Source organism: Nitrospina watsonii, from assembly GCF_946900835.1.
Lineage (GTDB): Bacteria > Nitrospinota > Nitrospinia > Nitrospinales > Nitrospinaceae > Nitrospina > Nitrospina watsonii.
This window is the reverse complement of the sequence record NZ_OX336137.1, coordinates 1,806,731-1,818,818: the sequence shown is the minus strand read 5'-3', so window position 1 is coordinate 1,818,818 and position 12,088 is coordinate 1,806,731. Positions and strand designations below refer to the sequence as shown.

The window sequence follows — 12,088 nt, the reverse complement described above, 5'->3', positions numbered from 1 at the left end:
GGGTGTGATAAACCGGTTTAATCGAGAGTGAATGCGATAGGCAGTTGGATCGTCATGGAATCCCGCTGCAAAGCCTCGGGCATGACGGGGAAGGGCATTCCGTTTTTTACGGATTCCAAAGCGGCCTGATCCAGAATGCCACTCCCCGAAGTCAGAGCGACATGCAGATCTTGAATGCGGCCGTCACGGTTGATCTTGAAGTGCACGATCGGCTGCCCTTCCAACCCCCGCCGCATGGCCAGACGCGGGTAGAATTTGTATTTTGCAATGCGGTTCCGTATTTCCAGAATAAAACCGTTTTTCAAAGTTTCCAAATCCTCGCCGCCGGAGCGGGAGCCTGTGATTCCTTTGGATGCAAATTGCTGGGAAACGGATTCTTTATTTTCCACATTTGTGGTGCCGGCCGTTTCGTGCGGCGGGGTGCCGGAGGTCGCAACCGATTTGGAAATCGGAACTTCCGGCGAATTCGTGGCATTCTGCTGCGGTGCGGTCCAGGAAGCAGTGGGCGCTGCAAAGGCATGATCCTCATCGGCGTGCACTTTCAATTCCAATGTGTCCGGAGCCAGGGGGACAATGCGTTGGGCGTTCGCGGTCTGCAGAGGCCGGGCGAAGGACCGGGTTTGCTGGATGGTTTCCGAATAGCGGTTGCGCGCCGGAGGCTCCCACTGGGTGGTGTGGAGGAGAGCGGATTTCCCGGATTGCATTTTAAATTCATGACGGGGAGGTTGTGGGCGAGGGATGGGTTCCGGGAGCGGTTTGATTTTCGGCATCGGCTCCGGCAGAACGGACGCCTGCTTGCGCGCGGTCACGGGGTTCGGCGACAATCGTGCCAGAGAAAACGTTTTCTGTGAATGGAGTTTCGGCTGAGGTGTGGAAACTTTTTTCTGCACTGTTTCATGAATGCGAACCGAAGGCGTGACCGGTTCGATCAATGGATCCGGTACCGCATGGGGCATGATTGTGGGCGTGGCAGTTTCCTTGGTGGACCGCTGTTGAACGGGATTCTTTTTAAAAGTCCGGGTGATGGGTTCGTGATGGATCTCTGCTGGAGAATTGCTTGAAATGTTTTCAGATTTGGATTGACCCGTCTCTTCATGGAACGATTCCATGGGAGAGGTCAGCAGACGGACTTTCTGGATCTTGAACGTTTGGGGCAGAGGCGTCTCGGTAAACGTTTCCTGCCACAGAATGAATCCCAGGAACACAAAACCATGCAGGGCCAGAGAGCAGGCCAGTGCGCCCTGAAAAATCCGATTCGATTTAGAATGTGTTGCCGTGATGAACATTCCTATTCCCGTCAATCGAAGGCATACTCGAATCCGGCATACCCGGAAATTCCGGCGGTGCCGAAGAACAAGGATTCCTCGTATTTTTTGTTAAGCAGGTTTTCCCCGCGTGCCGTCAGCTTGAGCTGTTTCGTCAACTGATAACTCATGGCGGCGCGCACGAGGGCGCGTCCGCCGACGCGCCCGGTTCCGGAAACCATGGCGCTGCGATAATTCACGCTGATCAGGCTGTCGAGCAGGTTGCGCCAGTTGTGGTGCAGCGTCACGGAGGCCGTGTGGCGCGGCCGGCGCACCAGCAAAGTGCCGGTCCTTTCGTCCACTGCCTGGTTCCAGGTGTGGGCGGCGCGGACATCCAAGTCGTCGAGAATCCGCCACGTGACCAGGCTTTCGATGCCCTGCGAGCGCGCGCGGCCGATATTCTCCGCGATGAATGTTGCCGGATTGGGTTGAATCTGGTTTTTCAAATCCATGTTGAAGTAGGTGACGGCGACGGTGATCCGGTCGGACAGCAGCTTCTGCTCCACACCCACTTCAAAACTTTCCGTCTCTTCCGGCTGGATGTTGGGGTTGCCAAAAAAGGGAAACAGGATTTCGTTGACCGACGGCGCGCGAAACCCGGTGGCGAATCCGCCCCGCACCCGGGTGCCGGTTTCGACAAAACGGTACGCCGCTTCGATCTTGTACGTGAATTTGTTGGCGAAGCGGGTATTGATGTCTTCCCGCGCACCGATGTTCAAAAGAAAACGATCATCCCAATTGAATTGGGTTTGCAGGTAGTAGCCCTGATTTTCATTTTGCAGGCTGAAGTTCTGGCTGTTGTTGGTGGCATTGGTGGCCTGATGTTCGAATCCGAAGACGGTCGATACGTGCTCGTTGATATATACATTATTCTGCACGTCCACCGTGTAGGTGCGGCTGATGATGAACGAGTCGCCGAAAGTGGGGTCGGTGGTATCGAGTTCGTCGATGTGCAGGTTGGGATTGATCTTCAGATCCCACCATTCCGTCAGCGATTTCTGCATAGGAAGCGCCGCGTAAGCGGTTTCGTTGACGATGCGGTGCGGCAGCGTGTCCGAAAAAGTGGATGTCAAAGGATCGAATCCATCGAAATGGTTGCGGGCGCGGATGTAACGGCCGATGAACTCCACGCGGCCGTCATTGAGAAAGTTGTAGCCCAGCCGCGAAGAATAGGTTTGATTGGAATACCCATCGTTTTCCGTGCCGCCGCGGCGCTCGTTGAACGCGGAAAAGCCTTCGCTGTCCGTGTTCGAAACGCTGAACGAGTAATCCATGTTCTCGTGCGAGCCCGAACTGGTGAGCGTTTCCTTGAAGGTTTCAAAACTGCCGCCTTCAAACGACAGCGTATGCGTGGGCTTGCCGGTGCCTTTGCGGGTGACGATATTGATGACACCGCCGACGGCATCGGCTCCCCACAACGTGCTTTGCGGGCCGCGCAGAATTTCGATGCGCTCGATGTTGTCCATCTGAATATTCGCAAAGCTGAGGCTGCCGACGGAATTGCTTTTCACCTGCACGCCATCGATCATCACCAGCGTCGATTGCGAGTTGGTGCCGCGCATGAACACGGTGGTCGAACTGCCCAGGGGACCGGTCTGCACCACGTTGATACCCAGTTGTTCCTGTAAAATGTCTTTGACCTGCATGTGTTTTTTCTTTTCGATGTCCTCGCGTGTGATCACAGAATACGATGCGGTCTGGTTTTCCGGCTTGATGCGGGAACGGGTAGCGTGAATTTCGATCGGTTCCAGGATTTCCAGCGTGTCCTTTTTATCCTGTGCGGCTGCGGGAGTGGACGCCGCACCGGACAGCAGGCAGACCATAAAAATGGAAAAATATTTTTTCATGAGAGGTTCCAGTTTGATTTTGTTTTATTCATGAAGCAGGGCTTCAATCTGTTTCATATCCAAAGACGCTTCCAGCCAATCGGCCAACCGGTCCCATTGACGGGAGCGAAACGCTTGATAGTCGAACGGTTCCTTGACCTGCGGTATGTTGCGGTGCCGCCTGACGTGGTTCAGCACCGCGTGACGCAGGGAATCGTTGTCGAGAATGCCGTGCAGGTAGGTGCCGATCAGCGTGCCCGTGGCATCCGCGATCCCGAGGGCATCGGTGTTTTCATCGCTCGTGGATTGGAACAGCGCGGAGTAAGGCGGTTCCACCTGGGAGGTGCCGTTGTGGATTTCATAACCCCACGCCTCCAGCCCGGCTTCCAAAACGGAATTCGCTTGCGTGGTCAGCCGCACCTGCCGCGTGATCTTCTCCGGCATCATGGTGGTGGTGACGGGCAGCAGGTTCAGAGCCTCGATACGTCCCGCTTTGCTCTCGACCTGTTCGGGATCGTGCAACTCTCGCCCCATCATTTGAAAACCGCCGCAGATGCCGAAGATCAGCGTGCCCGCTTTATGGCAGCGGTGGAGGGCCTGGTCGAGTCCCTGCGTTTTCAGAAACCGCATGTCGTCCAGCGTGTTTTTGGTGCCGGGCAGGATGATGAGGTCCGGCGATCCCAGCTGCGCTTCGGTCCACACGTAACGCACCGCCACGGCCGGGTCTTCCATCAACGGCGAGAAGTCGGTGAAATTGGCGATGCGCGGCACGCGCAGGATGGCCACGTCCAGCAATCCGGCGTCGGTCTTCATTTCTCCATGCGTGCCGAAAGGGAGCGAGTCTTCTTCGTCCACGAACAGATTGTGGTCGAACGGGATCACCCCCAGCACCGGCTTGCCGACGAGGTCTTCGAACTGGCGCAGGCCCGGTTTCAACAGATCGAGGTCGCCACGGAATTTATTGATGAGAAACCCGGCCACACGATCCCGCTCGTCGGCACTCAACAGGTCGTAGGTGCCTTTCATCCAGGCGAACACGCCGCCGCGATCGATGTCGCCCACCAGCAGCACCGGCGCTTCGGCCAGCTTCGCCATCTCCATGTTGACGAAATCCATGCTGCGCAGGTTGATTTCCGCTGGCGATCCCGCACCTTCTAGAATCACCAGATCGTGGCACTGGCGCAGTCCGTTCAGCGCGTCTTTGACTTGCTGCAGGTAGGCGGGCTTGCCCCGGTAGTAATCCTTCGCGTTGCGCGTGTGCGCGGGACGGCCCATGACGATGACCTGCGACAGGTTGTCGCCCGCCGGTTTCATCAATACCGGGTTCATCTGAACGGTGGGGGCGATGCCGCAGGCCTCCGCCTGAAACGCCTGGGCGCGGCCGATCTCGCCGCCGTCTTCGCAGACGTAGGCGTTCAGCGACATGTTCTGCGCCTTGAACGGGGCCACCTTCCAGCCCTTCAAATAAAACCAGCGGCACAGGGCGGCGGTGATGACGCTCTTGCCGACGCCCGATCCGGTTCCCTGCACCATCAACGTTTTTGCGGTCATAAAACCTTTACCTTTGCCGTTTCAACAGCCAGACGAAGAAAGGGCCGCCCAGCAGGGCGGTGATGACGCCGACGGGAATCTCCACCGGGGCGATGAGTGTGCGTCCGAACGAATCGCACAAAATCAGAAAACTGGCGCCGAAGAAAAACGACGCCGGGATCAACAGCCGCAGGTCCGGGCCGATGAACAACCGCACCATGTGCGGCACGATCAATCCGACGAAGCCGATGGGTCCGCTGATCGCCACCACCGCCCCCGTGGTCAGCGACGCCAGCACGAAAGCCAGCTTTTGCGTGCGTTTCACATCCACGCCGCGGCTTTGCGCGGAATGCACCCCGGCGCTGATCAGGTTGAGGTCGCGTGCGATGTAGAGCAACCCGGCCAGGCCGATCAATACCAGCGGCAGGATCGAGCCCACCGTTTCGTAGCTGGTGATGTCGAGTCCGCCCATCATCCAGCGTACGATCTGAAACGACTGGGTGAAATCGGACAGGTAATGGATGAACATGACCATGGACGCGAAGAAAAAATTCGCCGTCACTCCGGCCAGCAGCAGAATGCCGGTCGGGAAATCACCGTGCCGGGTTTTGACCAGGCCGAAGACCAGCAGCATGGCTCCCAATGCGCCCAAAAACGCGGCGATGGGTATCGATGAAAATCCGAGGAATACGAAGTTGAGATTGAGGGCGATGGCGACCACCGCGCCCAGCGACGCGCCGCTGGAAATGCCCAGTGTGAATGGCGCGGCGAGGTCGTTGCGCAACAGCGCCTGCAACACCGCACCGGAGATGGCCAGCGCTCCGCCCGTCAATGCGCCGAGGAGAATGCGCGGGAAGCGGGCGACGAATAAAATGTTGGCGTCCACGTTCTCGGAAAATGGGATGTCCCGCGACAGGGCGGTCAGCAGGTTGACGCTGGTGGGGCCGATCAAGGGTGCGATGATCAACACGATCAGGAACATCAGAAAAAAGGTGCTGATCACCTGCACGTAACGGCGCGGTGTCAATCCCGGTATCGGCGACCCGTTCATGACGCCTCCGGAGAAATCATGAAACTGCCGTCGGTGTCGTCGCGGAAAATTTTCACCTTCACCTCATACACCCTTTCGAGAATGTCTTTTTGCAATACGTCCTCCGGCGTACCGTCTTTGATCACCCGGCCTTCTTTCAGCAGGACGAGACGGCGGCAGTATTTGGAAGCGAGGTGCAGGTCGTGCATGGCAACGGCGATGGTCACGCCCCGCGTTGTATTCAGGTCTTTCAAAATTTTTAACAACTCCACCTGGTATTTGAGATCGAGGGCGGACGTGGGTTCGTCCAGCAGCATGGCCTCCGGTTGCTGGGCGATGGCGCTGGCCAGCATGACGCGTTGTTTTTCACCGCCGCTGATTTCGTTGAAATGCCGTTCGGCGAAGGCGGCTGTCTGCGTCTGTTCCAGAGCGTGCTGTACGATTTCATAATCGCTGTCGCCTTCGAAGGTGAACGCCGATAGATACGGGTGGCGTCCCATCATCACCACCTCGCTCACCTTGAAGGGGAAGGGCATGTGGTGTTCCTGCGGAATCCAGGCGATGGACTGTGCCAGTTTTTTGCGGGGACAGGTTTTGATGTCCGTGCCCCGGAACAGCACGTTGCGGGTATCAGGTTCGAGGATGCCCGCCATCAGTTTGAGCAGCGTGGATTTGCCGGAGCCGTTGGGACCGATGATGCCGGCAAATTCTCCCGCTTGAATGTCCAGCGAAACCTCCTGCACCACGAGGTCGCGGTCGTAAGCGAACGAAATATTTTCGGCGCGCAACAGCGGTTGTGTTGCAGCAGTGGTTGGAAGGGTCGTGTCGGCATTCATGGGCGTTATCCTTTACCGGGAGAATCGGACGGTGCGCTGAACAGATCCGGATGCAGGACGCGGGCGAAATCGTCCAGAATGTTCAGCAGGCGCGGGCCGGGGATGAGGATGTAGTCGGCGCCGATGAAATGCACGTTGCCGGTGGACACGGCGCGGATGGTGGAGAAGCGTCCCCATTCCCTGAGCCGGGCCGATTTTTCTCCGGCACTCATGTTTGAGGCGGGACCGGCTTCGATGATGACTTGCGGCGACTGGTCGATGATGTATTCCTTGTTGATCTTGGGATAGGGCGCGACCGTGTCGGCAACGATATTGGCGCCGCCCGCCAGTTCCAGCAGTTCACCCAGAAACGCGATGCGGCTGACGGCGTAAAGACTGCGTCCGGGGGCATCGGTATCCCCCAGGATCAGCAGCACGGATTTACGCGGATGATTTTTCAGCTTCTGCCGGTAGTGGTCGATGCCCGATTGCAGACGGGTGATGAGACGCTCGGCGGCGTCTTCGCAATGCAGGACTTTTCCCATTTTGCGCACCGACTCATAAATGCTGGCGAGGCTTTGCATTTCCACGGCGAGGGTTTGAATACCCAGATTGAGCGCGTTGTCTTTGAGTGTGTGGCTGGTGGCCTGGTGGATGACGAGGTCCGGGTTGAGCGTGATCCAACGTTCGAGGCTGGGGTGCAGCAGGCTGCCGATTTTCGGAAGCCGGCAGGCTTCCTGGGGATGGACGCAGAAACTGGTGACGCCGACCACCCGGTCGCCGACGCCCAGCTCAAACAGGAACTCGGTGATGGACGGCGACATCGAAATGATGCGTTGCGGCGCTTTGGACGTATCGGCGGCGAAGGCCGGTGCGGTCGCGGTCAGCCACGCAAACAGACACAACACGGCCAAGGCAAGAGAACGCAGCGTCCCGTGCAGGCGAAAGTTTGAATACAGGTGTGGATGCGGAAAGAAATTTTTTGCCGGGCGCACAGTCATATCCGGATCCGATCCGGACACCTGAAAGGCCTGCACAAAAAATCCCTTTCCGGGTGGAAAGGGAAACAGGTCATGTCACCTTCACCTCTCAGGTCCCGGAGAGTGTGTGAAGCATATTCAGACAGGCTTTCTGGCTTCCGGATCGTCCTACTGCCCGCGCCTTCCCGTTCCCTGGAACAGTGGCAAGATGCGGGGGTGGTCCCCGGTTACAGCGGCGGCACCGCGACGGATTTGCACCGTCTTTCCTACTTCTGAATACAGCGATTCAATTTGAGATCAGCATAGCAAAACGCCGGACCAAGTCAACGAAATTCCCGGAAATGGGGTGGGATGGCGGCTCAACTCTCGAAAAAGCGGATGAGGTCCTGAATGTTTTCGGCGCTGACTTCATGGCCCTGTGGCGTTTCTTTGGCGCTCAGGGTGTGGCCGTGGCCTTTCATTTCGTCGAGCGCGTGGTCGGCGAGAAAAGACGGCACCACGTCGTCGTGGGTGCCGAAGATGCCGAGGATCTGCGTCGGCTCATTTTTAGCGGTGATATCCGGCAACTCCGGCAGGAAACCGCAAATGGAAGCCACCTTGTGCACGGGATATTTGCCCATCAGCGCATAGACCAGGGCCGCCGCGCCGCCCTGGGAAAATCCCCACAGGCAGGTGTGGAATCCGTTGGCGGTGTTCTGTTCTTTCATGAAGCGGTGGGCTTCATCGATCATACTGGAGGTGAATTCGAGAAACTGCTGCACCGCCTCTTTTTGCCGGGGGCCGTCCAGCCACCAGCTCCACACGCTGTTGCCCGCATCGACCGGGCCTTCGGGATAGACGGTGACGGTGTTGGTCAGAGAAAGGCGGTTGCCGTGGATCAGCATGTTTTCCGGCGTCGATTCCGCACCGTGGAAACCGATGAGTACGTTGACCGGTTTGGAGGCGTCGATGTCGGTCTGGCCGAGGATGACCTTCTTGCCGAGCCAGGTCTGGTTGATGTATTGCATGGTCATGTTTCCTGATTGAGTTGGAGTTGTTGGATGAGTTCGGCGGCCAGTGCTTCGGCTTCGCTGCGCGTGGACACGCGGCCCAGCACACGGGCTTCCTCCACGCGGTCGAGAATGGTTTTGAATTTGGGCGATGGCGCCAGTTGGAACTTGCGCAGCAGAGTCCGGCCGTTCAGCAACGCGGGCTGTTCCTGCGCGGGCCGGTAGGTGTCGAGGTAAAACTCAACGATCCGGTTGAGCGCCAGCAGGAACGATTGCAAATCGTCCTCGCGCTCCATCTTAACAGCCGTGGCCAGAATCGTAGCAGAAAACAAATCGTCTTCCGCCAGTTTGCAGAGCTGGTACATGCCGGAGGCATCGTCGCCGTCTGCCTCGCCCGCCAGCGTTTCCGTGTGCTCGACGAGGTAACGATGAATCGTCAGGGCGCGGTCGGTGAAGCGAATATTGTCATTGCTAAGACGCAACCCCTTCATGATGCCGATGGCCGGCGAATCGGTCCGCGCCAGCAGGGCGGCGAAGGCGTCCCCGGTGTCGTTCGTTTCCAAGGGCCGCAGCAGCGTCGCCAGTTTCAGCAGGGCGCGGCGTGGCGGCACCTCGATGAAGTCGCGGAACCGGGTGCGGTGCTTCGGCGAAATCTTCTCGGTTTCCACAAGCAGGATTTCCAGCCGGTCCAGAATGCGTAGGGCTTCGTCTCCGCTCTCCGGCAGCAGTGCGCCGGGAGCGTTGCCAAAGTGCGGGGCCAGCTCCGGAATGAGGGCGGAGAGCAACCCCGTCTCCACCAGCCGCTCGACGTGCGCGTGCGCCGTGCCCAGCAGGATCAGCAGTTCATAAGACAGGCGTTCGGCGGCGACGTCGCGGATGCGCCCGCGGGTCTCGGTGATGTGCTGCGTCGTTGCCGAATCGATGTCGAAGCCCAGCGTGTTGGCGAAGCGGTGAATGCGCAGCAAGCGCAGGGGATCGTCCTCGAACACCGGGCCGGGCAGGGCGCGCAGGACGCGATCCTCAATGTCCCGCCGTCCGTGGAAGGGATCCTGCACCGTGTCTCGTTCGTGGATGTAATCTTCCAGCAACTGCCCCATGGCGTTGACGGTGAAGTCGCGGTGGGCGAGGTCGTCCTCCAGAGTGGTTCCCTGCAGGGTGGAGAAATCGAAATAGACGTTGCGCTGGATGACCACGCGAAACGTTTCGCGTCCGGGGGTGCCATCGAGTGGCACCAGCGTCAGGCGATGGTCGGCGGCGAAGCGGCGGGCCAGCAGCGGCGCATCGACGCAGGCGAAATCGAAATCGGCGCAGGACTTGTTCATGGCGCGGTCACGCAGGGTGCCACCGACGACGTACACGGGGTGAGTGTGGCCGAGGCGGTGCAGCTGTTCGAGTTGAGGGCGGTGCGCTTCCGGCATGGCAATCCAGCGAGTGAGTTTCTGTGGGATATCTTAACAGATTCGACCGGGCTTGCGGTATGGGGCGAAGGGGATGAGAACGGCTGTGGCGGGGATTACTGTTCCCAGCCGGACTTCAGTTTGATCTCCAGCGACACGAACATCGAACCGTTCTTCTTGACCATGTGCAGGTCGGTATTCGTCAACTGGCTCAGAATCTGGCGGACATTGTCCGACGGTTTGCTCGACGGATCCTTGATCAGGAACGGCACCATGTCGTCGATCGAGTCGCGCACCTCGTCGCTGTCCACGATGTAACCCAGATACTGCGCGTCCACGTCGAGGTATTTTTTGATGAGCTTGAGCAGCGTGTCGCCCATCAGGATGTCGCGTTTGCCGCGCACGCGGTTGAGCACGAGACCGGGCTGGAAGGTGCGGATGATGTCGTTGACCGCGTTCAGCGACTCGGCGTCCGCTTCCTGGATCTTGCTGCGCAGTTGATCGATCTCGTAACAGTCCTCGCTCATCTCGGGATTTTTGGAGAAGTCGAGAATATGCTGGAGGTCGGAGTTGGCTTTGAACACCTGGCTGATTCTGCGGAACAGCGCCGATTTGACGTAGTTGAAGCTGTTGGTGATGGAGGTCATCTCCGGCGTGGAGACCACCACCTGGCGTTCGGCGAGGTTCAAGAAATCGACCGTGTGAAAACCGGTTCCCGGACCGAGATCGATGAACACCACGTCCGCTTTCAGGTTGCGCAGGATGTTCATCACGCGATTTTGCTGTTTCTGGTTGATGTCGGCGCTGCCGGGCAGGCTGCCCGATGCGCTCAGGAATTTCAGATTGGCGAGGCCCGTGTCGTGCAGCAGGTCGGAGGGGTCGTCCTCGATGCCCTCGTGCACGAAGAAGTCGCGAAAGCCGAATTTGGGATTGCTGATGCCGACCAGCGCGTGCAGATTGGACGCGCCGAAATCGCCGTCCACCAGCACCACCTTCTGCCCGGTGAGCGCCATGGCCACTGCCATGTTGGTGGCGATCACGCTTTTGCCGACGCCGCCCTTGCCGCCGCCGACGGCGATGAGTTGACTGGAATGCTTCGTGGACAAAACGGTCACCTGCTTTCGGATTCAGATGTTATAAGGAACGAAAAAAATCGGGACCCGCCGCCGGTCCGGCTGGGTGCGGTTCAAACCCTGTGTTTGCGGATGGTTTCATTGTCACGCAAAGCGATAATGAATTCAACCGAATGTGCCCGCCGCTCTTCTATAACGGCTAAAAACCCAAAGGCTTGAGGCCGGGCTGGGAATAATTGGAACGAAGTGGGTGCGGGACGCCTGCGTTACTCGGCGTAAGCGGCCTGGGGTGCGTGTGAAAAGACCGGACGGCATAGACGCCCCGGGCCGTCTGCCCGGATTAAATTTGAGAAGCTTGAAAAAAATAGGCTAAAATCGATGATAGAGCCTGTTTGTCCGGCTTTCGGTCGAAAAACCCCCTACCGGACCCTTCCCCGCGTGCCGCATGGAATCTCCGGCAGTCCCGTATCCTTTGAGGTGTTTTTGTGTCGAGCATGCAGTTTTATATCACGTTCACCGTCATTATCCTGTTTTCGCTGACGGTGCATGAGTACTCCCACGGCCGGGTGGCCTATTTTTTAGGCGACAACACGGCGAAGCGGCTCGGCCGATTGACCTTCAACCCGATCAAGCATCTCGATATCTTCGGCGTCCTCTGCTTCTACTTCCTCGGTTTCGGCTGGGCCAAGCCGGTGCCGGTGAACGGGCGCAATTTCGAGAACCCGCACCGCGACATGATGTACGTCGCCGCGGCGGGTCCGGCTTCCAACCTGATCCTCGCCCTGATCTTCGGGTTCCTGGTGCGGGTCACGCCGCCGGAGCAGAACATCTTCCTGTTCGTCATGCTGTGCTATGCCCTGTACATCAATGTGGCGCTGGCGATCTTCAACCTGTTGCCGATCTTTCCGCTGGATGGGGCGAGCGTGCTGAAGGGGCTGGTGTCGCAGGACATGGCGGCGAAGCTGGCGGTGTTCGATCGGTACAGCGGATTCGTCCTGCTCGGCGTGTTTCTGTTGGATTATTTTGCACAGACGGGGATAATTTTGGGTATTCTTAGACTCCCCATGGGGTTTATGGTAGAGTTTTTCACTCAGGAAGCGTTTCCCTATGTAAAACAGGTCATTCGCTTTCTTTAATCCTTATA

General features: G+C 58.2%; 10 protein-coding genes and 1 riboswitch. Of the genes, 1 reads left to right on the top strand and 9 read right to left on the bottom strand.

Annotated elements, in window-relative coordinates; all coding sequences use genetic code 11:
- Positions 1 to 17 precede the first annotated feature (17 nt).
- From QML71_RS08400 to QML71_RS08360, 9 genes are all read right to left on the bottom strand, one after another.
- Positions 18 to 1,286 carry an energy transducer TonB gene (locus QML71_RS08400; protein ID WP_282011477.1) on the bottom strand — a complete coding sequence of 423 codons (1,269 nt, stop codon included), beginning with the start codon at positions 1,284 to 1,286 and terminating at the stop codon, positions 18 to 20.
- An 11-nt stretch (positions 1,287 to 1,297) separates the two neighbouring features.
- On the bottom strand, positions 1,298 to 3,151 hold the full coding sequence (locus tag QML71_RS08395) for a TonB-dependent receptor plug domain-containing protein (RefSeq protein WP_282011476.1): 1,854 nt from the start codon (positions 3,149 to 3,151) through the stop codon (positions 1,298 to 1,300).
- A 24-nt stretch (positions 3,152 to 3,175) separates the two neighbouring features.
- Positions 3,176 to 4,681: a cobyric acid synthase gene (locus QML71_RS08390; protein ID WP_282011475.1), complete on the bottom strand. Its 1,506-nt coding sequence runs from the start codon at positions 4,679 to 4,681 to the stop codon at positions 3,176 to 3,178.
- 7 nt (positions 4,682 to 4,688) lie between these two features.
- Positions 4,689 to 5,711 carry a FecCD family ABC transporter permease gene (locus QML71_RS08385; protein WP_282011474.1) on the bottom strand — a complete coding sequence of 341 codons (1,023 nt, stop codon included), beginning with the start codon at positions 5,709 to 5,711 and terminating at the stop codon, positions 4,689 to 4,691.
- A complete protein-coding gene (locus QML71_RS08380) occupies positions 5,708 to 6,526 on the bottom strand; it encodes a heme ABC transporter ATP-binding protein (RefSeq protein ID WP_282011473.1) in 819 nt (272 codons plus the stop codon). Before QML71_RS08380 ends, QML71_RS08385 begins: the two co-directional genes overlap by 4 nt.
- A gap of 5 nt (positions 6,527 to 6,531) precedes the next feature.
- Positions 6,532 to 7,506 (bottom strand): ABC transporter substrate-binding protein, encoded by a 975-nt coding sequence (locus QML71_RS08375; RefSeq protein WP_282011472.1) that lies wholly within the window; start codon positions 7,504 to 7,506, stop codon positions 6,532 to 6,534.
- Between the two features lie 103 nt (positions 7,507 to 7,609).
- Positions 7,610 to 7,795: riboswitch (cobalamin riboswitch) on the bottom strand.
- 49 nt (positions 7,796 to 7,844) lie between these two features.
- Positions 7,845 to 8,498, bottom strand: coding sequence for an alpha/beta hydrolase (locus tag QML71_RS08370; RefSeq protein ID WP_282011471.1), 654 nt, complete (start codon positions 8,496 to 8,498; stop codon positions 7,845 to 7,847).
- Positions 8,495 to 9,892, bottom strand: a complete 1,398-nt coding sequence (locus QML71_RS08365; RefSeq protein WP_282011470.1) for a tRNA nucleotidyltransferase/poly(A) polymerase-related protein — start codon at positions 9,890 to 9,892, stop codon at positions 8,495 to 8,497. The genes QML71_RS08370 and QML71_RS08365 overlap by 4 nt, the downstream gene beginning before the upstream one ends.
- 95 nt (positions 9,893 to 9,987) lie before the next feature.
- A complete protein-coding gene (locus tag QML71_RS08360) occupies positions 9,988 to 10,986 on the bottom strand; it encodes a MinD/ParA family ATP-binding protein (protein ID WP_282011469.1) in 999 nt (332 codons plus the stop codon).
- A gap of 452 nt (positions 10,987 to 11,438) precedes the next feature.
- On the opposite strand from QML71_RS08360, the gene QML71_RS08355 reads away from it, so the two are divergent.
- Entirely contained in the window at positions 11,439 to 12,080 is a 642-nt protein-coding gene (locus tag QML71_RS08355; RefSeq protein WP_282011468.1) for a site-2 protease family protein, read from the top strand.
- Positions 12,081 to 12,088 lie beyond the last annotated feature (8 nt).